The following is a 19692-nucleotide window of genomic DNA, read 5'->3' as shown; positions in this document are numbered from 1 at the left end:
CCGCGCCGCCTTGCCCCACTGGCTCCACATGTACAACCATCACCGACACCACACCGCCATCGGCGGCCCACCCGCCAGCCGCGTACCCAACCTCTCCGGACACAACATCTAGGAGAGTTGGGGTTGGTATGGCGCCCTAACTCTCCAAGATCTGGAAATCTTGGGCCGCGTGCACGGCGCGGTGGTTACTCAGGGCGATGAAGCCCCGTTTTGATCTCCTGCCGCGTGCTCGGCAACACTTACGGTGAGTGGCAGTGGGCCGGACCACGACGGGTGGTGCAGGCGCCCTGCGCTACCTGACTGCGCTCGCCATCCTCGACGACGGCGACGCGCGCGCTGGCGTCGCGGTAGCTCACATCTCCAAGATGACCGTGCGCGGGCCGACGTTGACGCTTTCGACGAGCATGTGGGCGCGGAATCGGCCGGTCGCCACCGTCGCGCCGCGGGATTCCAGTGCTTTCACGAAGTCGGTCACCAGCGGCTCGGCCACCTCGGCCGGCGCCGCGGCGATCCACGTCGGTCGGCGGCCCTTGCGGGCGTCCCCGTAAAGGGTGAACTGGCTTACCACCAATATCGGCGCACCGGCGTCGGACGCGGACCGTTCGTCGTCGAGGATGCGCATCTCCCACACCTTGCGGGCCATCGTGTCGGCGATCGCGGGCGTGTCGGAGTGGGTGACCCCGAGGAGCACCAGCAGGCCGTCCATGATCTCGCCGACGACCTCGCCGTCGACCGTGACGCTGGCCCGGCCGACCGTCTGCACCACGGCGCGCACCGGGTCAGCTCCCCACCGGCGTGATGACGCCGCGCTCGACAAGGTGGGCGACGATCGGCACCGCCGCGTCGGCGAGGTCGTCTTCCGCGACCTCGTGTGCCACGGCGAGCACGGCGATCTGGTCGCGCAGCGGCACGCGGCCGTCGCAGCCGCGTACCAGGGCCAGCACCAGCGGGTCGACCTCCTCGCTCCAGCGCAGCCCCTGCGGCATGGCGAGCACCTGCCGGTCGACGGCCCAGCCCTCGGGGCCCATCGTGGCCTCCTGCCGTAGCTGGAGACCGTCGGCGGCCTTGTACCGTTCGGCGAGCAGGCCGGCCGCGTCGCGTACCCGGAGGAAGTCCTGGCGGTCGAACCAGGCGGCCACCTGCGCGCCGAGCGGGCCGGCGACTTGCTGGCGCAGGTCTTCGACCCGGACCACCGGGTCGTCGGCGCCCGAGCGGCGGAGGGTGACCAGGCCGAAGCCCACGGCTTCGATCTTGTGGGCGTCGAACCATTCGAGCCAGGCGGCCTTGCGGACCGGGTCGTGCGGCTCGCCCGCGTCGGCCAGCCAGAGGTCCACATAGGACACCGGATCGGCCACCTCGCGCTGGATCACCCACGCGTCGAGGCTCGTGCCGGCGACCCAGCCGGCCACCCGGTCGGCCCATTCCTCGCCGGCGACGTGCGCCCAGTTGGCCAGGTACTGCATCGTGCCGCCTTCGGCCAGCAGACCGGCCGCGGCGGCGGCCAGCTCGGCGCTCAGGCCGTCCCCGGGGCGGCCGGAGTCGCGGTAGGCGTGTGTGGCGGTGCCCGGACCCACCACGAACGGCGGGTTGCTCACCACCAGGTCGAAACGGCGCCCCGCGACCGGTGCGACCATGTCGCCGCGGAGCAGCTCCCACGAAAGGCCGTTGAGCGCGGCGGTGGTGGCGGCGAAGCTGAGTGCCCGCTCACTCACATCCGTGGCGGTGACCGTGGTGGCGTGCTGGGAGAGGTGAAGGGCCTGCACCCCGCACCCGGTGCCCAGGTCGAGCGCCGACCCGACCGGGCGGCGGATCGTGGCGCCGGCCAGCGTGGTGGAGGCGCCGCCGACACCGAGCACGTGGTCGGGTGCGAGCGGCACGCCCGGGTGCGCGGCGGCGGGCAGGTCGGCGACGACCCACCACGAGTCGCCGTACGCCTCGAGGTCGAGCCCCTGCCGCAGCCCGTCGCCGTCCGGCACCACCAGTCCCGCGGCGAGCGCGTCGGCGAGGGGGAGTGGCGCGAACGCCGCCTCCACCGCGGCGGCCGGCTCGGTCTGCCCGCACACGAAGAGCCGGATGAGCGTGGCGAGCGGGTCGCGGTCGGCGGTGGCGCGCATCGCGGCCCGGAAGTCGTTGCGCGACACGGCCGCGGTGGCCGCCGGGCCGAGGCGGTCGGCGATGCCGCTGGCTGTGTAGTCAGTCAGAGCGGTGCGCAGCTGCTCGACGCCCTTGTCGGTGAAAAGCATTCAGTCCATCCGGAAGTCGGCGAAGTCGAAGCCGGGCGCCACCACGCAGCTGACCAGCACCGGCTGGTCACCGGCCGGCGCGGCCGCCTGCCACACGCCGCCCGGCACCAGCACCTGCGGCCGCTGGCCGGCGGCGATGTCGTTGCCCAGGACGGCATTCTCCCTGCCGCGCATGCGCAGCTCCAGCGGGCCACCGGAGTGCCACAGCCACAGCTCGTCCGAACGCACCACATGCCACCGCGACTGCTCGCCGGGGTGGAGCAGGAAGTAGATGGCGGTGGCGGCCCGCCGCGGCCCGCCGTAGCCGTCCGGCTCGAACGTGTGGTCGCTGCGCCAGGTCTCGCGAAACCACCCGCCTTCCGGATGGGGCGCCAGGTCGAGTTGCTCGGCGAGCGGTGGTCGTGGTGGTGAGGTCACTGGCCCATTCTGGCGGTTACGGCCGCGCGGGGTGGCGGAGGACGCGGTCGTCACCGTCACGGACGTCACCACGCCCGTCGCGGTTGGAGGTGGCCAGCCACAGGGCGCCGTCGGGAGCGACCTCGACGGTACGCAGCCGGCCATACCGGTCGCGCAGCTCCGCGCGGGGTTCGCCGGGGCGGCCGTCGTTCAGCGGCACCGTCCAGAGCCGCTCGCCCCGCAGCGCCGCCACGTAGAGCGTGTCGCCGGCGATCGTCGCTCCGGACGGGGAGGCGTCGTCGGTCGACCAGGTGACGATCGGGTTGGTGTACCGGCCGTCTCGCGTGTCGCCCTCGCCCTCCACGTCGGGCCAGCCGTAGTTCTTGCCCGGCTCGATGCGGTTGACCTCGTCGAGGCGGTTCTGGCCGAACTCGGTCGCGTACATGCGTCCCGCGCTGTCCCACGCCAGGCCCTGCACATTGCGGTGGCCCATCGTGTACACCGGCGAGCCGGCGCGCGGGTTGCCCGGCGCGGGATCGCCCTCCGGCGTCAGGCGCAGGATCTTGCCGTTGGGGCTGTCGGGATCCTGCGACGAGGCGGTGTTGGCCGCGTCGCCCGTGCCGGCGTAGAGCATGCCGTCCGGCCCGAACTTGATGCGCCCGCCATTGTGGTTGCCCGCCTTGCGGATGCCGTCGAACACGACTTCGGGCCGGGCGTTGCCGTCGAGCCGGAAGCGCACGATGCGGTTGTCGGAGTTGGACGTGTGGTATGCGTACACCCACCGGTCCTGGGCATAGTCGGGCGAGACCGCGAGGCCCAGCAGCCCGCCCTCGCCGCCCACGTCGACGCCCGGCACCTCGTAAACCCGCCGCGCCTGGCCGCCGCCCGGCGACACCTGGAGGATGCGGCCGGTGTCCCGCTCGGCGACGAGCGCGTCGCCGTCCGGCAGAAACGCCATCCCCCACGGCACGTCGAGCCCGCTCGCCACCTGCTGCGGCGCGCCGAGGTCGGGCGGGCCGCCGGGCGTGCTGCTGGCCCCGCCGGACGCGGTCGGCGTCGGCACGGTGGGCGCCGGCTGGGTCGGGAGGGTGTCCTCGCCGCCGTCGCCGTCACCGTCGTCGCCCGAGCACGCGGTCAGGGTCGCCAGCAGGGCCAGCGCCACCACGGTCTTCCGCACGGTCGTGCCCCTCTCGTCGGCTTTTCCGATCGCACCGGAACGGGCGCTTTCAATCGCACCAGAACCGGGCGAAAGGCCGAGGAAAAGATTACTGCCGACCGATGGCGTGTCCCTGCGCGCGTAGCCGCCGGGCCCAACCGGCGACGGTGTGCCGGGGCACGCCGAAGTGCTCGGCGACCGCGGTGATCGAGCCGGTCTCCCGGTAGACGTCCATGACCTGGTCGGGCTCGGGCATCCGCCGGTACGCGCGGGTGCCGCCGTCATCCGCGGCCCGCTTCGTCGCCTTCTTGGCCGCCGACTTGGTGGCCTTCGCCGCGGTCTTCTTCGCCGCGGTCTTGCGCGCCCGGCGGCGCGGCGCGGGCGCGACGTCCTCGACCGCCTCGGCCACCCGCGGCAGCGCCGGCGGCGGCGTGGGCGTGGGCGCGGCGAGCGCGCGGACGAGCAGGTCAAGGTCGACGGGGGGAAGGTCCGCCGGGGCGAGCCCGCCACCGCTTGCCGCCCGCACGGTCAGCTCGGTGATGCGGGTCTGTCCGGTGGAAATGTCCACCCGCACGGTGGTGTGTGCTGTCGCGGCGCCGGCCGCGCCGTCGTTGTCGGGCGTGATGGTTATGACGTATCTACTCACGGGAGCCTCCTGTCCAGTGGTGTCCGCCATCCCCGCCCGCGCCCCCGGTACGCATGCGGCCCCCGCATAGGGGACGACCTGCCACATTGTCGACTGCGTGAGATTACCTCCCCGAGATCGGCGAGCGTGCTCACACAGCGCTTTCCATAGTGGAGCCGCGGGCACCAGCCCCCGGCGGGCGTGCGTTTTGGGGCAGGATGGGGTGCATGACGCTCAACCTGCCCATCGACGCCGAAGCCAACAAGCTGCTCCAGCGAAGCCCGTTGGCCCTGTTGGTCGGCATGATTCTCGACCAGCAGTTTCCGCTGGAGCGCGCCTTCTCCGCGCCGTACGAGCTGAGCCGCCGCCTCGGGCACGAGCCGACCGCGGAGGAGCTTGCCGACTTCGACCCGGAGGCGCTGACCGCCATTTTCGCCACCCCGCCGGCGCTACACCGCTTTCCGAAGGCGATGGCCGCGCGGGTGCAGGAGGCGTGCCGCATCGTCGTCGACACGTATGGCGGTGAGGCGGAAAACATCTGGACCGGAGCCGCCGACGGCAAGGATCTGTACAAGCGGGTGAGCGCGCTGCCCGGATTCGGCAAGCAGAAGGCGCAGATCTTCGTGGCGCTGCTGGGCAAGCGGTTCGGCGTGCGGCCCGAGGGTTGGCGCGAGGCGGCCGGCGGCTACGGCCCGGAGGGCACGTACAAGTCGGTGGCGGACATCGTCGACGCCGCGGCTCTGGTGAAGGTGCGCGAGTACAAGCAGGAGATGAAGGCGGCCGCCAAGAAGTAGCCGGTTTCAGGCGGCGTGCGGGTGGGCCAGCGCGGCGATCGCGCGGCGCACGTCGGCGAGTGACACGGTGGCCGACTCGTCGAGGTCGGCTAACCCGGCCTCTATCCACTGCCGCATCAGGGTGGTGACGCCGATGCCCCGCGCCTCGGCGGCCTCGCGCACCCGTTCGTAGGTGTCGACGGGTAGGCGCACCGATCGGCTCACCATGGGCACGTCACTGTCGGGGGCTGGCAGCTCGGCCGGCTGCCCCTCGTCGATCAGCTCGGCGAGCCGGTCGCCGCCCTCGTGGAACTGCTTGATCGCGTCGTTTCTATTCATCGTCGCCACCCCTGCTGTGCCTCGTCGTACCGCTTGGACTCGACGTCGGTCAGGTCGCGAGCGGAAAGCACATCCCAGTCGTTGTCGCCGCGATCGGCCTCGATGAGCAGGATCGCGAGCCGCCGCGCGCGCCCGGTCGCCGCGTACACCACCATGACGTCGTCGCCCAGGTGCCGGATGATCCGGCGCGTGCTGTGGAGTGCTTCCCAAACCTCGCCCGGAGTCACCTCGTAGAGCCGCAGGTTGGCCAGGCCCTCCTCGGTGAAGCTGAACCTGCTGCCCACGCGGCCGAGCGTACCACGCACGTAACACGCGGGCCGGGCGAAAATCGCGCCGGTGAAGCGAGTGGAAGGATGGACGGGTGAAGCGAAAGGCCGCGCGGCCGATCCTGATCACCGACGCCGACCGCAGCCAGGCGGAGCAGTTGCGCAGCCGCCAGGTGCGGTACGTCCTGATGATGTCCATCCGGGGTGTCTGCCTGCTGGTCGCCGCCATCCTGGTGGGTGTCAAGGCGCCGCTGCTCTGGCTCTGGCTGCCACTCTGTCTGCTCGGCATGGTGCTGATCCCGTGGGTGGCCGTCATCCTGGCCAACGACCGCCCGCCGAAGGAGCAGCACCGTTTCCGGCACCGGGAGCCGGAGGCGGACGAGACCCCCCGGCAGGCGCTTACGGACGCACCCCCACCGAAGACGATCGACGCCGATTAGGGGCGGGCGCCGAGCAGGGTGACCGCCTCCGCGCCGAGCGCCACCGCCCGCTCCAGCGCGTCCGGCGGTGCGGCGCCGGCCACCCAGGCGGCCAGCAGCCCCGCGGCGAAGGCGTCGCCCGCGCCGGTCGGGTCCACCACCGGCGTCACGCGGCGGCCGGGCGCCTCGAAGATCCCGTCCGGGCCGGCCCACACCGCGCCCTCCGGGCCCCTCTTGACCACGGCGTGCGTGGCCACGGCCGCCAGCGCGCGGGCCTGTGCGACCGGGTCGGTGTCGCCGGCCAGCACGGCGGCTTCGTCGACGTTCGCGAGGACGAGGTCGGCGTTTCGTACCCAGTCGAGGAAGGCGGCCCCGGCGTGCCGCAACGGGCCCGCGGACGCCGCGTCGACGCTGGTGGTCAGCCCTTGGTCACGGGCCGCGGCCAGCGCGCGGAGGCCGGCCCCGCGGGAGGCCGGGTCCAGCAGGGGGTACCCGGACACGTGCACGTGCCGGGTCTCGGGCGCGGCCGCCAGCGCGGCGTCGACGTCGGCGGGGGAGAGGAGCAGGTTGGCGCCGCGGTCGGTGAGCATCGTGCGTTCGCCGTCGTGGACGAGGACGATCACGGTGCCGGTGGGGGTGCCGGGGTGGGCGCGCACGGCGCAGCGGACGCCCGCGGCGGCCAGCTCGGCCACGCGGGCGCGGCCCGGCTCGTCGTCGCCCACCGCGGCGACGAGCGTGACCGGCGTGCCCCGCGCGGCGAGCCACGCGGCGGTGTTGGCGCCCTGGCCGCCGCCGGCGAAGCGGATCCGCGCGCCCGTGTCGGTGCCCGTCGCGGGTGCGCCGTCGAGGGCCGCCACGACGTCCGTGACAAGGTCGCCCACGACGAGGATCAAGCGGCGGCCGCCACCGCGACGCGGCCCGCGAGCTCGGCGTTGCGCAGGATGATGCGCACGTTGACGGTGAGGCTCCTGCCCCCGGTCGCCTCGTGGAAGTACGCGAGCAGGAACGGCGTCACCGCCTTCCCGGTGATCCCCTCGCTGTGCAGCTTGTCGAGGCCCTCGGCGAGCGTGCGGTCGTGCAGGTCGGGGTCGAGCTGCTCGTCGAGCGGGAGCGGGTTGGCGACGACCAGGCCGCCGCCGTGTACCCCCTGCTCGCGCCGGGCGGCCATCACGGCAGCCACCTGCTCGGGCGTGTCCACGGACCAGTCGAGGTCGAAGCCGGCGTCGGTGATGTAGAAGCCGGGGAAGCGGCGGGTGCCGTACCCGAGCACGGTGATCCCGAGCGTCTCCAGCCGCTCCAGCGTGGCGCCCACGTCGAGGATCGACTTGACGCCCGCGCAGACGACGGTGATCGGGGTACGGGCGAGCGTGACGAGGTCGTTCGACTCGTCGAAGGCCTCGCGGTGCACCCCGCCCAGCCCGCCGGTCGCGAAGACCGGGATGCCGGCGGCGACGGCGACCGCGCTCGTGGCGGCGACCGTGGTGGCGCCGTCCGCACCCGCCGCGGCGGCGACGGCGAGATCGCGTACTGAGAGCTTGGCCACCTCGTCGGCCGTGGCGAGGCGGGTCAGCTGCGCGTCGTCGAGCCCGACGGTCAGCACGCCGCCGATCATGCCGATCGTGGCCGGTACGGCGCCGGTCGCGCGTACCGCCTGCTCGATCTCTCGGGCCACCCGAAGGTTGTCCGGGCGGGGCAGGCCGTGTGCGACGATGGTGCTCTCCAGAGCCACGACGGGCTGGCCGGCGCGGAGGGCCTCGGCGACCTCGGGGCCTACCCGGATGTGAAGGTCCGTCACGATCACTACCGTATGTGGCGCGTTGGACCGCTCGCCGCTGAGGTGGGAAACTAGACGGCTGGAGGTGTCATAAGCCGTGAGCACTGAGGTTCTCGAGCGTCCGGATCTCAAGGATGCCGATACTGGTCCTGAGATGTTCCACTATGTCCGTAAAGAGAAGATCGCCGAGAGCGCGGTCATGGGCACCTTCGTGATCGCACTATGTGGTGAGAAGTTCCCCGTCACCAAGGCGCCCAAGCCGGGCTCACCGGTCTGCCCGGCGTGCAAGGAGATCTACGAGTCGATGCGGGCGTGACCGGCCACCTTGCTCATCGCTGACCTCGTGGGGGTGGCTGTCTTCGCCGCCTCCGGGGCGTCGGCCGGTGTCGTCAAGCGCCTCGACCTGTTCGGCGTGATCTTCGTGGGCTTCGTCGCCGCGCTCGGTGGCGGCATCCTCCGTGACCTGGTGATCGACGTCGTGCCGCCGCTCGCCTTCGCCGACTGGCGCTACCCCGCCGTCGCCGCCGTCGTGGCCACCGCCACCTTCTGGCTCCACCCGCAGCTCGCCCGGCTGCGCCGCACCGTGCTGGTGCTCGACGCGGCCGGGCTCGGCCTCTTCACCGTCACGGGCACGCTCAAGGCGCTCGACGCCGGCGTGCCCGCCGCCGGCGCGTGCCTGATCGGCATGCTCGTGGGCATCGGCGGCGGCCTCGGCCGCGACCTGCTCACCGGCGAGATCCCGGTCGTCCTGCGGCGCGAGATCTACGCGGTGGCCGCGCTCGCCGGCGCGGTCGCGGTCGTCGCGCTCGAGCGCGTCGAGACGCACCACAACGTGGTATTGCTCGCACCCGCGACGCTCGTCTTCGGACTGCGCCTGATCTCGCTCCTGCGCAAGTGGAGTGCCCCTCTCCCGCCGCAAGGGGTGTGACGCGTGTGGCGGCTGGCAGCCACCGGGGCCCCCGCGAGGTTATGCTGAAGACCGCCTTCGCGCCGACGCGCGGGGGCGATTTCTTGTGTGCCGAGGGGGGTGTCGGGTGCGGCTGGCGTTGGACGACTTTCCACCGCTTCGGGCCTGGCAGCGCAAGGCGATGGTGGAGTATCTGCGCCGTCGCACAGAAGACTTCATGGCGGTGGCCACGCCCGGCGCCGGCAAGACCACCTTCGCGCTGCGCATCGCGGCTGAGCTCCTCCTAGACGGCACGGTCGAGGCGGTCACCGTGGTGGCACCGACCGAGCACCTCAAGGCGCAGTGGGCGGCCGCGGCGGGGCGGGTGGGCATCCAGCTCGACCCCACGTTCCGCAACGCCGACATCCACTCGTCGGCCGACTTCCACGGCGCCGTCGTCACGTACGCGCAGGTGGGCGTCGCGCCCCAGGTGCACCGCCGCCGCACGATGACCCGCCGCACGCTGGTCATCCTCGACGAGATCCACCACGCCGGCGACTCCCGCTCGTGGGGCGACGGCGTGCGGGCCGCCTTCGAGCCGGCCGTGCGGCGCCTGATGCTCACCGGCACGCCGTTCCGGTCCGACGACAACCCGATCCCCTTCGTGACGTACGAGCGGGGCTCTGACGGCCTCCAGCGCTCCCGCTCCGACTCGGTGTACGGCTACTCCGACGCCCTCCGCGACGGCGTCGTCCGGCCGGTGATCTTCCTGGCGTACTCCGGCGAGACCCGGTGGCGCACCAGCGCGGGCGACGAGCTGGCCGCGCGGCTGGGCGAGCCGATGACCCAGGATCTCGTGGCACAGGCGTGGCGCACCGCCCTCGACCCGGCCGGCGAGTGGATGCCCCAGGTGCTGCGCGCGGCCGACGCGCGCCTCCAGGTGCTCCGGGCCGGCGGCATGTCCGACGCGGGCGGGCTGGTCATCGCGACCGACCAGCAGAACGCTCGGGCGTACGCGCGGCTGATCGAGCGCGTGACCGGCGAAAAGGCGGTCGTGGTGCTCTCCGACGACCAGGGCGCCTCGGCGCGCATCGCCGCGTTCTCCGCGTCGGAGCAGCGGTGGCTGGTGGCCGTGCGGATGGTCTCCGAGGGCGTCGACATCCCGCGCCTGGCCGTCGGCGTCTACGCGACCAGCGCCTCCACCCCCCTCTACTTCGCCCAGGCGATCGGCCGCTTCGTGCGCGCGCGCCGCCCCGGCGAGACCGCCAGCGTCTTTCTGCCGAGCGTGCCCCACCTGCTCGGCCTGGCGAGCGAGATGGAGGCCGAGCGCGACCACGTGCTCGGCGAGCCGAAGCACCCCGACGGCCTCGACGACGACCTGCTGGAGCGCGCCCAGCGCAACGAGCAGGCGAGCGGCGAGCTGGAAAAGCGCTTCGAGGCGCTCTCCGCCACCGCCGAGCTCGACCAGGTCATCTTCGACGGCGCCTCGTTCGGCACCGGCGCACAGGCCGGCACGCCCGAGGAAGAGGAGTACCTGGGCCTGCCCGGCCTGCTCACCGCCGACCAGGTGTCGATGCTGCTCAGCAAGCGCCAGGCCGACCAGCTGGCCGCCCAACGCCGCACGAGGTCCGCGGCTCCCGCGGCGGCGACGGTGCCCGCCCAGCCGGCCGGCCCACGCACGGCGGGCGAGCGCCGGATCGCCCTACGCCGCCAGCTCAACTCCCTGGTCAACGCCCACCACCACCGCACCGGCCTCCCACACGGCAAGATCCACGCCGAGCTCCGCCGCCTCTGCGGCGGCCCACCGAGCGCGCAAGCCACGATCGAGCAGCTCGAGGAGCGCATCGCCACGGTCCAGACGCTCTAGGTGTGCCTGAAGCTCGAGTTGCCCGGGTCCGTGTCAGCCGCTGACCGCTGCTCCCGCCGGAGTACGCGCGGGTCGGCGGCGAGCTGGCGCTCGCCGAGATCCCCGACCCGCGCTGCCAGGTCCGCGCCGCAAGCCCGCCGCGACGCCCGTCGTGGTCCGGACCGTAAGTTGGCCATGCTCTGGTCCGCTGCTCCCGCGGCTCACCCTCGCGTTCGGCCGCGGTCACCGCTTTGCCCCGGCGGATGCGCGGCGCAGTGCAGGGGTGTTCGTCCACAATGCCTGTTGCCGGGCAGCCGGCCGGAGATCGCCAACAGAGCTTCGTTGCCCTGGGTCCCGCGCTGCCTCACCCGTCCGCTGGTGGCGGGCCCCGGTTTCGGAGTAGGCCGAGCTCGTCGGCCTCCGCGGCAAGGCGCCCCGTCTGTGCGGGCAGCTCGACAGCCAGGAGTGCCCGTAACCATGGAGCTCACGGCGCGCGAAGGCCGAGCCACACCGGCGCGGGCGAAGAAGGCAGTGAGTTTCGCTCTGAGCGAAATCCCACCAAGAGACACAGAACCGGCCGGAGGCACACCTCCTCCGGCCGGTCTACGTCTGTGTTTGTGCTGTTGCTCGAACTCGCGTCAGTTCGGGTTGGCCATCAGCTCGGCGCCTCGCCAGGTGAACTCCGGGTCGGACACGAACTGAACCGTGATCTTCACGAGATCCTCGGCGTACTTGTTCGCGTGGTGCCCACAGAACACCAGCTCGCTCCCACCCGCGAGGGTGATGCGCAGCTTGCCAGCCGCGTTGCAGCGGTCGCACCGTTCATCGGCGGCTGGCGGGGCCGCCGTTTCGGGCGGCGGCGTGAGGGTCGGGGTCATCGCCTTCCTCCTCTGGTCGTCACCGATGAACACGTTCTTCGGTCGTTGCTCACCTATCGTCCAACACCCACCGGGGGTGCTGCCTTCCCGGAGTGCCCTCTGGGGACCGAGGTCACACCCGGGTACCGACAGTGTGCCGTGCGACAAGGGTGCCACGTCAACGATCACATCTGGGCAACGGCGAGATGACCACGTCGTGATGTACGCGTGGTGTTCAAAGCGACACGCTCTGTTGACTATCGTCCCTCAATCGAGGTAATCGCGGAGCACTTGGGACCGCGACGGGTGTCGCAACTTTGACATCGTCTTCGACTCGATCTGGCGAATGCGCTCGCGTGTCACGCCGTAAACCTGGCCGATCTCGTCGAGCGTGCGCGGCTGGCCGTCGGTGAGGCCGAAGCGCAGCCGGACCACGCCGGCCTCCCGCTCGGAGAGCGTCTGGAGCACCTGCTGGAGCTGGTCCTGGAGCAGCGAGAAGCTGACCGCGTCGACCGCCACCACGGCCTCGGAGTCTTCGATGAAGTCGCCGAGCTGGCTGTCGCCCTCGTCGCCGATGGTCTGGTCGAGCGAGATGGGCTCCCGGGCGTACTGCTGGATCTCCAGCACCTTCTCCGGTGTGATGTCCATCTCCTTGGCCAGCTCTTCCGGGGTGGGCTCGCGGCCCAGATCCTGGAGCAGCTCACGCTGTATGCGGCCGAGCTTGTTGATCACTTCGACCATGTGCACCGGGATGCGGATGGTGCGGGCCTGGTCGGCCATGGCGCGGGTGATGGCTTGGCGGATCCACCAGGTGGCGTAGGTGGAGAACTTGTAGCCCTTGGTGTAGTCGAACTTTTCGACGGCGCGGATGAGGCCGAGGTTGCCTTCCTGGATGAGGTCGAGGAAGGCCATGCCGCGGCCGGTGTACCGCTTGGCCAGCGAGACCACGAGCCGCAGGTTGGCCTCGAGGAGGTGGTTTTTCGCCCGCTCGCCGTCGCGCCCGATCCAGCTCAGGTCGCGGTGCATCTGGGTGGGGAGCTTTTCCTCGCCCTCCTCGGCGGCGCGCAGGCGCTCCGCCGCGTACAGCCCGGCCTCGATGCGCTTGGCGAGCTCGACCTCCTGCTCCGCGTTGAGCAGGGGGACCTTGCCGATCTGCTTGAGGTAGGCGCGGACCGAGTCGGCGGAGGCGGTGAGCTCGGCGTCGCGGCGAGCCTGCTTGAGCGCCTCGGACTCCTCGTCGTCCCACTCGAAGTCGTTGCTGTCGGCGGTGGCGTCGGCCTGCGCTGCCTGGGCGAGCTCGGCCGGCTCCTCGACCACGACGTCTTCGATCTCGGCGGCCAGCGTCTCGGGATCGATGTCTTCGACCTCGCCCTCGGGCGCCGTGCCGTCGGCCGGCTGCTCGCCACCCTCCGCGGCCTTGGCGCCCTTGACCGCCTTGGCCGGCCCCGTGGTGGGCGCGCCGTCGGCGGCGGGCTTGGCGGCCGCCTTCGCGGCCTTGGCGGCCTTCGCCGGGCGGGCGGGTGCGTCGGCCGCGGGCGCGGCCTTCTTCAGCGGAGTCACGGTGGCCTCCTCGGCGGGTGCCGGCTTGGGCACCGGCGCCTTCTTGGCCGCCGTCTTCGTCGCCTTGGCGGTGGTCGCCTTCGACGCCGGGGTCGCGGACCGCGCGGCGGAGACGCGGCGGCGGGTGCTGACGGAGCCGTCCCACACCACGGTTACGCCTCGCTCGGCGAGGGCGCGCAGGATCTTCTTCGCCTCTGCCGGGGTCACCGCGGCGGCCTCCACGGTCTGCGTGACCTCCGCGGAGGTCAGCTGGCCGCCGGCACTCTCGGCGTGGGCGATCAGAGAGTCGGTGATCGAGCGAACGTCGGCGCCGGTGTGGCGAGGCTCTGTCACGAATGACCTTCCGGAGGCGATGAACGACGCGGCCAACCGGTCAGCACAGCACAAGGTGAAGAGCTGGCCGGTTTGTTGTGGGAGCCCCCGTCTCGTGGGCCGTCCGGGCGGTGACGGTCCGCGTCGCGGTGGGCAGCGTGAATTGTAACGCTGTCTGCGGCGATCATCCCGCGGCGCACGCCGGGGGAGCGGCTCCGGGGGCCGCCGCAAAGGGTCTTTTCGAGGCTCTGACAGGATGATACGGGCCGAGCGCCGTTTTCGAGGGCCGGTCTCTTCGGATCTTCGAGGGGCCGAGGGTCCAAACGAAAGACCCACGTTGGGGGGACCGGATGCCGGACGCGGCCGAGTTGCTCGCGATCGCCGTGGAGATCGTCAGGGAGGCGGGCGAGACCGCTCGCCGGATGCGCGTGGAGGGGGTCTCCGGCGTCACCACCAAGAGCACCGACACCGACGTCGTGACCGCCGCGGACCGCGCCGTCGAACGCCAGGTGGTCGACGCGCTCCGCGCGCGCCGGCCGCACGACGTGGTCCTGGGCGAGGAGTACGGCGCGAGCGGAGCCCGTGGCGACGTGCGGTGGATCCTCGATCCGATCGACGGCACGGTCAACTACCTCTACGACCTCCCGCAGTACGCCGTCTCGCTCGCCGCCGAGGTAGACGGCCAGGTGGTCGCCGGCGTGGTGCGCAACCCGGCGACCGGCGCGGAGTGGACCGCGACGCTGGGCGGCGGCGCCTACCGGGCGGGCGAGCGGCTGCACGGCTCGCCGCAGACCGAGCTCGGGCAGGCCCTGGTCGGCACCGGCTTCGGGTACGACCCGGCCAGGCGGGTGCACCAGGCGGGTGTGCTGCACGGGCTGCTCGGCCACGTGCGCGACATCCGGCGCTTCGGCTCGGCGGCACTCGACCTCTGTGCGGCCGCGGGCGGCCAGCTCGACGCGTTCTACGAGAAGGGCCTCAACCCCTGGGACCACGCCGCCGGCGGACTTGTCGCGACCGAGGCCGGCCTGGTGGTCGCCGGGCTCGGCGGCGCGCCGCCCGGGCTGGACATGGTGGTGGCCGCGCCGCCGGCTCTCTTCAAGCCGCTGCACGACCGCCTGGCCGAGATGGACGCCGCCGGCGGCCCCTAGGGCTCGCCGGCGCTCAGGCCTCCGTCTTCGCGGCGCAGGTGCCGGGCGGGAGCTGGGGGCTGCCCAGGTCGACCAGCGACTGGTTGACCTCGGTGGGCGTGGCCAGCTGCTGGAACTGGTCGCCGAGCACCACGTCGACCACGTCGTCTTCGCGCTTCGGGTCGTAACCGCCCTCGGTCTCGGCCTTGCCCAGGAAGAACGCCTGGAGCACCTGGGCCGAGCCCACGGCCTTCGGCCCGTAGCGGAGGAGGGCGACACCTTCGACGGCCTTCTTCTTCGGGTCGTTTCCCTTCTTCTTCACCTGGAACTCGCGGCCGGCGAAGTCTTCCGCCACCGAATCGGCCAGGCCAACATTGTCGGTCGCGTTGTAGACGTTGATCTTGATGTCCTTGGCTTCGCGAAGCTTGAGGTCGGCCTGCGGCCAACCCTCGGGGCAGCTGGCCGCCGGGGCCTCGCCGCCCTGCGAGTCGCGCACCAGCGCGACCGCGACAAAGACCAGCGCGAACACGACCAGTACGCCGACAACGACGAGTGCTCGCACTCGGGCAAAGGTCATGCCGGTGAGGTTAGCGCCTGGTCGCTCATCTCGCGGACGGAGGCGCGCAAAGCCGCGAATCGGGTCGAGTCGCCGGTGTGTTGACGGTGTGCCGGACGCGGGTACCCCTATCTTCGTGTCGCCTGAGTCACATTGGGAACAACTTCGCGCGCGGGGGCGTACATGCATCCCACAGGGGCGGTATACATGCCTCGCCCGCGGGGCGGTAAGGTACGCCGCCCGCAGTTGGGCACAGAAACATCGTCGTCCGGGTTACATCCGGAAGCGACACACGAACGGGAGAGTGACAACCGATGGCCACCGACTACGACGCCCCGCGTCGCGACGAGGTCGACCTCGGCGAGGACAGCCTGGAGGAGCTCAAGGCACGGCGCACCGACTCACAGTCGGGTGCCGTGGACGTGGACGAAGCCGAGGTTGCCGAGAGCTTCGAACTGCCGGGAGCCGACCTCGCCGACGAGGAGCTGACCGTCAAGGTGCTGCCGATGCAGCAGGACGAGTTCCGCTGCGCCCGCTGCTTCCTGGTGCATCACCGGAGCCAGCTGGCGTACGAGCGGAACGGCGAGCTGATCTGCACCGAGTGCGCCTGACCAGGGCGGCGCTGTGACGGACGGAGAGCCGGAGTCCCGGGTGGACCCTGAGCTGGGCAAGGCGATAGCCGAGCTCAGCGAGGAGAGTGTGCCCAAAGGCGAGCGAAAGCGGCTCCTGCGGCGGATCGCCAGCCAGGTGCCCGTCCGGCGGATTGGCACGATGTTCCGGCCCAAGGTCGCCGTCCGCTGGATGGCCGACACCGTGGCCGATGTGGCGCCACACATCCCGGTCCGCGACCTGGAGACGCTCCGCCGCCACCACGACGGCCTGGACGGCGAGGCACTCGCCGAGCGGCTCGTCCGCAACGCCAGCCGGGTCACGGCCGGCGTAGGCGCCGCCGGAGGCGGGATCGCCGCCGTCGAATGGGCTGCCACGCCCACCCTGCTGACCGCGCCCGTGCTGCTCGCGGCCGAGACGGTCGCCGTGGTGACCGTCGAGATCAAGCTGATCGGCGAGCTCCAAGAGGTGTACGGGCAGCCAGTGCCCGGTGTCGGCGCCCAGCGCGCGATGCACCTGGTGCACGCCTGGTCCCAGCAGCGCGGGTTCAACCCGCTGACGCCCGGCGTCGGCATCGGCGCGGTGCTCGGCACCGCGGCCCGCAAGGAGCTACGCGACCGGCTGCTACGCCGCTTCGGCCGCAACCTGACCACGCTCGGTCCGATGCTGACCGGTGCGGCGGTGGCCGGCTACCTCAACCGGCGGGCGACCCAGGCGCTCGGCGACCGCATCCGCGACGACCTGCGGCGGCGTGGCCGGGGCGCGATCGAGGGCCAGGTCGTCAGCGACTAGCGAGCACGCCGCCGGCCGCAGACGCCACCAAGCGTAGGGAGCGCAGCGACCGGAGCGACTGGCGTTTACAGGCCGGCTTCAAGGCGCGCGAGCCGCCCTCGCGGAGCGAGGGCCAGGATTACCGGCGGGCGGTGTCGCGGGCGGCCAGCAGCGCGGCCGCCAGGCTGGTGGGGTGACGGGAGCTGACCACCCAGTACGGCGTGGGGTCCGCCGGATCGTCGAGCACCACCTGCACGGCGCCGCCGACCCACGGCCGCTGCACGACGAAGGCCAGCGGGTCGGCACCCACGCCGAGCACCTCGCGGCGCCCCGAGACGTCGAGCGGCACCGCGTCGGCGACGAAGCGCACCGGCAGGTGGGCGTCGTCGACATGCAGCTCGCCGCCGGCCACCCGGATCCGGATGCGACCCACCCACCACAGGCCGGCGGCCGCCAGCGGCAGCAGCACGACGAAGGGAAGCCACGCGCGCACCCCGGTGGAGCCCATCCAGATCTCGGCCGCGAGGAGGCCTGCGGCGGCGAGACCCGGCAGCCACAGCCACCATGGAACGGTCAGGCGTTCGGCATACTCCTCCACGAGGGTGAGGGTACGTCCCGGGCGCCGAGCACGACACGGCAGGATGGACCCGGCAACGCCCACGCGAACGAAAGAGACAGACGTGACCGACGCTGTGCCCGTACCGGTGCGCCGGCTCGACCCGGACCTGCCACTGCCCGCGTACGCCCACCCCGGCGACGCGGGTGCCGACCTCGTGGCAGCCGAAGACGTGGAGATCGCGCCGGGTGCGCGGGCGCTGGTCCGCACCGGTGTGGCGATTGCGTTGCCGGAGGGGTTCGTCGGTCTGGTGCACCCGCGTTCCGGCCTCGCCGCGCGGCTGGGCGTGACGGTGCTCAACGCGCCCGGCACGGTCGACGCCGGCTACCGCGGCGAGATCATGGTCAACCTGGTCAACCACGATCGCGCCGCCACCGCGAAGATCTCGCGGGGTGACCGGATCGCACAGCTCGTGGTGCAGCGGGTGGAGCGGGCCGCCTTCCAGGCGGTCGACGAGCTGACCGACTCCAGTCGCGGCGCGGGCGGGCACGGTTCGACGGGTGGGCACTCGGGCCTGGTTGGGGAGGTGCGCTGATGTTCTCGCGACGGCGAGAGGGCGGCGGGCGGCACGCGCGGGACAACAGTCAGCGCCGCGCCCGCGCGGAGCGGTACAACGAGCAGCCGGCCGAGGCGGAGCCGGCGGTGCCGGGCGTCGGCCCGTACGACGTGACCGAGGCCCCGGAGGGTGTGCAGCGGCTCGACCTCGGCAGCCTCAAGATCCCCGCGGTCGACGGCGTCGAGGTGCGGGTGCAGGCCAACCCCGACGGTGTGGTGCAGCAGGTCGTGCTCGTGCACGGGGAAAACGCCCTTCAGCTGGGCGTCTTCGCCGCGCCGCGGACCGAGGGCATCTGGGAGGAGGTGCGCGCCGAGATCCGCAAGTCGCTCTTCGACGACGGCGTGGCCGCCGAGGAGGTCGACGGGGAGTACGGCGTCGAGCTGCGAGCCCGCGTGCGTACCCCGGATGGGCTGACCGACCTGCGCTTCGTCGGCGTCGACGGCCCGCGGTGGATGGTCCGCGGCGTCTTCCAGGGCGGTGTGGCGGTCGACCCGGCCGCCGCGGGCCCGCTGGCCGAATGCATGCACGGGCTGGTGGTCGACCGCGGGCACGAGGCCAAGCCGGTGCGCGAGCCGCTCCCGCTGCGCCTGCCCAAGGAGCTCGCCGACCAGGCCCAGGCCCAGCAGGCCGCCGGGTCGGCTCCCGAGCCGCCCGACGACGCGTCTCCGCCGGTCAACGGATCCGGGCCGAGCCAGCCGCCGCGCCGCAGGCCGTCCCCCCGCCCGCGCCGCACCTAGGACCCCTAGGGTCGACCGACGTCGATCGACGTGTGGTCCGGGGGCGCGTACCCTTGGACGAACCCGGCGGGCGGGCGCCGGGCTTGTCGAGGAGGCTGACCCCAAGGTCATGGCGACCGACCACACCCCATCTTCGGTACGCCGGTTCTTCCAGCGACTCACGGCGAGCGAGGCCGAGCTCGACGCGGAGGAGCTTCAGCGGGAGAGCGCAGAGTCCGGTTCCACGCTGGCCGGCATGTGTCGCCGGGGCCAGCTCGTATCGGTGTCCGGCCGGTTGCGTACCGTGGTCTACACTCCACGCACCAACCTGCCCACGCTGGAGGCGGACCTGTACGACGGCAGTGACGTTGTCACCCTGGTGTGGCTCGGCCGCCGGCACATCGCCGGCATCGAGCCTGGCCGGCAGCTGACGGCGCGCGGTCGCGTCGCGGTGCGCGACGACCGTAAAGTCATCTACAACCCGTACTACGAGCTGGAAGCGCCTCGATAGACATGACGACGCAGCCGGAGCAAGACGAGGAACGCCTGCCCAGCTTCGCCGAGCAGATGGCCGACCAGCTGGGTGGCTGGCGGGGCCTGGTCGAGTCGAGCGTGCCGGTCGTGGTGTTCGTCCTCGTCAACGTCATCGCCGATCTCAACCCGGCACTCATCGCCTCGGTGGGCATCGCCGTCGCCATCGCCGTGCTCCGCCTGATCCAGCGCCGCCCCATCCGCCACGCGGTCAACGGGCTGTTCGGCGTGGGCGTCGGCGCGTTCATCGCGTGGCGCACGGGTGACGAAAAGGACTTCTACCTGCCCGGCATCCTGTACGGGATCGGCTACGGGCTGGCGCTGCTCGCCTCGGTCGCCCTGCGCCAGCCACTGGTGGGCTGGATCTGGTCCGTGATCGTGGCCGGCGGCAAGGCCGAGTGGCGCACCGATCCCAAGCTGATCCGCCTCTTCAGCCGACTCACCGTGCTGTGGGGCGTGGTGTGGCTGGCCAAGGTGGGCGTGCAGGCCGCGCTCTACCTCGCCGACCAGGACACGGCGCTGGGCGTCGCCCGCCTCGTGCTCGGCTACCCGCCGTATCTGCTGCTGCTCGCCTTCACGGTCTGGGCCGTGCGCCGCGAGACCAGAAACAACGCGCCCGAGACCGAGGCCGCCCCCGCCTGACCGCGAGTATGCCCTGGTCGGTGCAAGGGACGAGAGAACCGTAGGCATAGATCTCGAATCTTGAGCCGCGCGCACGGCGGCGGCGGTTACTCAGGGCGACAGCCACTCCGTGGGTG

25 protein-coding genes and 1 pseudogene are annotated in these 19692 nt (G+C 72.1%); 13 read left to right on the top strand and 13 right to left on the bottom strand.

Annotation, left to right across the window (positions count from 1 at the left end; genetic code table 11):
* Positions 1-112, top strand: a pseudogene (locus AC5L36_RS40085) (IS481 family transposase); the annotation flags it as partial.
* Between the two features lie 240 nt (positions 113-352).
* Here AC5L36_RS40085 and dtd read toward each other — a convergent pair.
* The 5 genes from dtd to AC5L36_RS40060 form a co-directional block, all read right to left on the bottom strand.
* Complete coding sequence (gene dtd / locus AC5L36_RS40080) at positions 353-775, bottom strand: D-aminoacyl-tRNA deacylase (RefSeq protein WP_441224039.1); 423 nt, start codon at positions 773-775, stop codon at positions 353-355.
* 4 nt (positions 776-779) lie between these two features.
* Entirely contained in the window at positions 780-2243 is a 1464-nt protein-coding gene (locus AC5L36_RS40075; RefSeq protein ID WP_441224038.1) for a DUF7782 domain-containing protein, read from the bottom strand.
* Positions 2244-2660 (bottom strand): cupin domain-containing protein, encoded by a 417-nt coding sequence (locus AC5L36_RS40070; protein WP_441224037.1) that lies wholly within the window; start codon positions 2658-2660, stop codon positions 2244-2246.
* A 16-nt stretch (positions 2661-2676) separates the two neighbouring features.
* On the bottom strand, positions 2677-3816 hold the full coding sequence (locus AC5L36_RS40065) for a PQQ-dependent sugar dehydrogenase (RefSeq protein ID WP_441224036.1): 1140 nt from the start codon (positions 3814-3816) through the stop codon (positions 2677-2679).
* Positions 3817-3904: 88 nt separating this feature from the next.
* Positions 3905-4441: a helix-turn-helix domain-containing protein gene (locus tag AC5L36_RS40060; protein ID WP_441224035.1), complete on the bottom strand. Its 537-nt coding sequence runs from the start codon at positions 4439-4441 to the stop codon at positions 3905-3907.
* Between the two features lie 206 nt (positions 4442-4647).
* Between AC5L36_RS40060 and AC5L36_RS40055 the strand changes: the two genes are divergently transcribed.
* On the top strand, positions 4648-5214 hold the full coding sequence (locus AC5L36_RS40055; protein WP_441224034.1) for an HhH-GPD-type base excision DNA repair protein: 567 nt from the start codon (positions 4648-4650) through the stop codon (positions 5212-5214).
* Between the two features lie 6 nt (positions 5215-5220).
* Here AC5L36_RS40055 and AC5L36_RS40050 read toward each other — a convergent pair whose 3' ends face one another.
* Complete coding sequence (locus tag AC5L36_RS40050) at positions 5221-5532, bottom strand: ribbon-helix-helix protein, CopG family (protein ID WP_441224033.1); 312 nt, start codon at positions 5530-5532, stop codon at positions 5221-5223.
* Positions 5529-5816, bottom strand: a complete 288-nt coding sequence (locus AC5L36_RS40045; RefSeq protein ID WP_441224032.1) for a hypothetical protein — start codon at positions 5814-5816, stop codon at positions 5529-5531. The genes AC5L36_RS40050 and AC5L36_RS40045 overlap by 4 nt, the downstream gene beginning before the upstream one ends.
* Positions 5817-5893: 77 nt before the next feature.
* Between AC5L36_RS40045 and AC5L36_RS40040 the strand changes: the two genes are divergently transcribed.
* Complete coding sequence (locus AC5L36_RS40040) at positions 5894-6238, top strand: DUF3099 domain-containing protein (protein WP_441224031.1); 345 nt, start codon at positions 5894-5896, stop codon at positions 6236-6238.
* On the opposite strand, the gene AC5L36_RS40035 is transcribed toward AC5L36_RS40040, so the two are convergent.
* Together AC5L36_RS40035 and AC5L36_RS40030 are read right to left on the bottom strand one after the other, a co-directional pair.
* Positions 6235-7107, bottom strand: a complete 873-nt coding sequence (locus tag AC5L36_RS40035) for a carbohydrate kinase family protein (protein ID WP_441224042.1) — start codon at positions 7105-7107, stop codon at positions 6235-6237. The two genes, AC5L36_RS40040 and AC5L36_RS40035, sit on opposite strands and share 4 nt — an antisense overlap.
* A complete protein-coding gene (locus AC5L36_RS40030) occupies positions 7107-8012 on the bottom strand; it encodes a pseudouridine-5'-phosphate glycosidase (RefSeq protein WP_441224030.1) in 906 nt (301 codons plus the stop codon). The genes AC5L36_RS40035 and AC5L36_RS40030 overlap by 1 nt, the downstream gene beginning before the upstream one ends.
* A 76-nt stretch (positions 8013-8088) precedes the next feature.
* Between AC5L36_RS40030 and AC5L36_RS40025 the strand changes: the two genes are divergently transcribed.
* The 3 genes from AC5L36_RS40025 (at position 8089) to AC5L36_RS40015 (ending at position 10744) form a co-directional block, all read left to right on the top strand.
* On the top strand, positions 8089-8307 hold the full coding sequence (locus AC5L36_RS40025) for a DUF3039 domain-containing protein (protein WP_441224029.1): 219 nt from the start codon (positions 8089-8091) through the stop codon (positions 8305-8307).
* 33 nt (positions 8308-8340) lie between these two features.
* Positions 8341-8919: a trimeric intracellular cation channel family protein gene (locus AC5L36_RS40020; RefSeq protein ID WP_441224028.1), complete on the top strand. Its 579-nt coding sequence runs from the start codon at positions 8341-8343 to the stop codon at positions 8917-8919.
* 106 nt (positions 8920-9025) lie between these two features.
* Positions 9026-10744 (top strand): DEAD/DEAH box helicase, encoded by a 1719-nt coding sequence (locus tag AC5L36_RS40015; RefSeq protein ID WP_441224027.1) that lies wholly within the window; start codon positions 9026-9028, stop codon positions 10742-10744.
* Positions 10745-11361: 617 nt separating this feature from the next.
* Here AC5L36_RS40015 and AC5L36_RS40010 read toward each other — a convergent pair.
* The gene (locus AC5L36_RS40010; RefSeq protein WP_173041975.1) at positions 11362-11601 is read right to left on the bottom strand and encodes a DUF7455 domain-containing protein; all 240 of its coding nucleotides are present in this window, start codon (positions 11599-11601) and stop codon (positions 11362-11364) included.
* Between the two features lie 246 nt (positions 11602-11847).
* A complete protein-coding gene (locus tag AC5L36_RS40005; RefSeq protein WP_441224026.1) occupies positions 11848-13473 on the bottom strand; it encodes an RNA polymerase sigma factor in 1626 nt (541 codons plus the stop codon).
* Positions 13474-13802: 329 nt separating this feature from the next.
* Here AC5L36_RS40005 and AC5L36_RS40000 point away from each other — a divergent pair, with 329 nt between their 5' ends.
* Positions 13803-14600 (top strand): inositol monophosphatase family protein, encoded by a 798-nt coding sequence (locus AC5L36_RS40000; RefSeq protein ID WP_441224025.1) that lies wholly within the window; start codon positions 13803-13805, stop codon positions 14598-14600.
* A 13-nt stretch (positions 14601-14613) separates the two neighbouring features.
* On the opposite strand, the gene AC5L36_RS39995 is transcribed toward AC5L36_RS40000, so the two are convergent.
* Entirely contained in the window at positions 14614-15141 is a 528-nt protein-coding gene (locus AC5L36_RS39995) for a LytR C-terminal domain-containing protein (protein ID WP_441224041.1), read from the bottom strand.
* A 308-nt stretch (positions 15142-15449) separates the two neighbouring features.
* On the opposite strand from AC5L36_RS39995, the gene AC5L36_RS39990 reads away from it, so the two are divergent.
* Both AC5L36_RS39990 and AC5L36_RS39985 read left to right on the top strand, forming a co-directional pair.
* Positions 15450-15746, top strand: coding sequence for a DUF4193 domain-containing protein (locus AC5L36_RS39990; protein WP_308713777.1), 297 nt, complete (start codon positions 15450-15452; stop codon positions 15744-15746).
* A 13-nt stretch (positions 15747-15759) separates the two neighbouring features.
* Positions 15760-16536 carry a hypothetical protein gene (locus tag AC5L36_RS39985; protein ID WP_441224024.1) on the top strand — a complete coding sequence of 259 codons (777 nt, stop codon included), beginning with the start codon at positions 15760-15762 and terminating at the stop codon, positions 16534-16536.
* Positions 16537-16654: 118 nt separating this feature from the next.
* Here AC5L36_RS39985 and AC5L36_RS39980 read toward each other — a convergent pair whose 3' ends face one another.
* On the bottom strand, positions 16655-17113 hold the full coding sequence (locus AC5L36_RS39980; RefSeq protein WP_441224023.1) for a DUF3093 domain-containing protein: 459 nt from the start codon (positions 17111-17113) through the stop codon (positions 16655-16657).
* 43 nt (positions 17114-17156) lie between these two features.
* Here AC5L36_RS39980 and dut point away from each other — a divergent pair, with 43 nt between their 5' ends.
* From dut to AC5L36_RS39960, 4 genes are all read left to right on the top strand, one after another.
* A complete protein-coding gene (gene dut / locus AC5L36_RS39975; protein ID WP_441224022.1) occupies positions 17157-17666 on the top strand; it encodes a dUTP diphosphatase in 510 nt (169 codons plus the stop codon).
* Positions 17663-18424 (top strand): DUF3710 domain-containing protein, encoded by a 762-nt coding sequence (locus AC5L36_RS39970; RefSeq protein ID WP_441224040.1) that lies wholly within the window; start codon positions 17663-17665, stop codon positions 18422-18424. Before dut ends, AC5L36_RS39970 begins: the two co-directional genes overlap by 4 nt.
* A gap of 109 nt (positions 18425-18533) precedes the next feature.
* Positions 18534-18914 (top strand): OB-fold nucleic acid binding domain-containing protein, encoded by a 381-nt coding sequence (locus tag AC5L36_RS39965; RefSeq protein WP_441224021.1) that lies wholly within the window; start codon positions 18534-18536, stop codon positions 18912-18914.
* 2 nt (positions 18915-18916) lie between these two features.
* Positions 18917-19576, top strand: a complete 660-nt coding sequence (locus AC5L36_RS39960) for a DUF3159 domain-containing protein (protein WP_441224020.1) — start codon at positions 18917-18919, stop codon at positions 19574-19576.
* The last annotated feature ends 116 nt before the right edge of the window (positions 19577-19692 follow it).

The sequence above is a fragment of the Phytohabitans sp. LZ39 genome, from assembly GCF_059359075.1.
The sequence above is the reverse complement of the archived record's forward strand: the minus strand, read 5'-3'. Positions and strand labels throughout refer to the sequence as shown.

Excerpts from the sequence above, each read along its gene's own strand:
- AC5L36_RS40010 (WP_173041975.1), bottom strand. The coding sequence starts at position 11,601 with ATGACCCCGACCCTCACGCCGCCGCCCGAAACGGCGGCCCCGCCAGCC.
- AC5L36_RS40050 (WP_441224033.1), bottom strand. The coding sequence starts at position 5,532 with ATGAATAGAAACGACGCGATCAAGCAGTTCCACGAGGGCGGCGACCGG.
- AC5L36_RS39960 (WP_441224020.1), top strand. The coding sequence starts at position 18,917 with ATGACGACGCAGCCGGAGCAAGACGAGGAACGCCTGCCCAGCTTCGCC.
- AC5L36_RS39990 (WP_308713777.1), top strand. The coding sequence starts at position 15,450 with ATGGCCACCGACTACGACGCCCCGCGTCGCGACGAGGTCGACCTCGGC.
- AC5L36_RS40075 (WP_441224038.1), bottom strand. The coding sequence starts at position 2,243 with ATGCTTTTCACCGACAAGGGCGTCGAGCAGCTGCGCACCGCTCTGACT.
- AC5L36_RS40000 (WP_441224025.1), top strand. The coding sequence starts at position 13,803 with ATGCCGGACGCGGCCGAGTTGCTCGCGATCGCCGTGGAGATCGTCAGG.
- AC5L36_RS40055 (WP_441224034.1), top strand. The coding sequence starts at position 4,648 with ATGACGCTCAACCTGCCCATCGACGCCGAAGCCAACAAGCTGCTCCAG.
- dut (WP_441224022.1), top strand. The coding sequence starts at position 17,157 with ATGGACCCGGCAACGCCCACGCGAACGAAAGAGACAGACGTGACCGAC.
- AC5L36_RS39965 (WP_441224021.1), top strand. The coding sequence starts at position 18,534 with ATGGCGACCGACCACACCCCATCTTCGGTACGCCGGTTCTTCCAGCGA.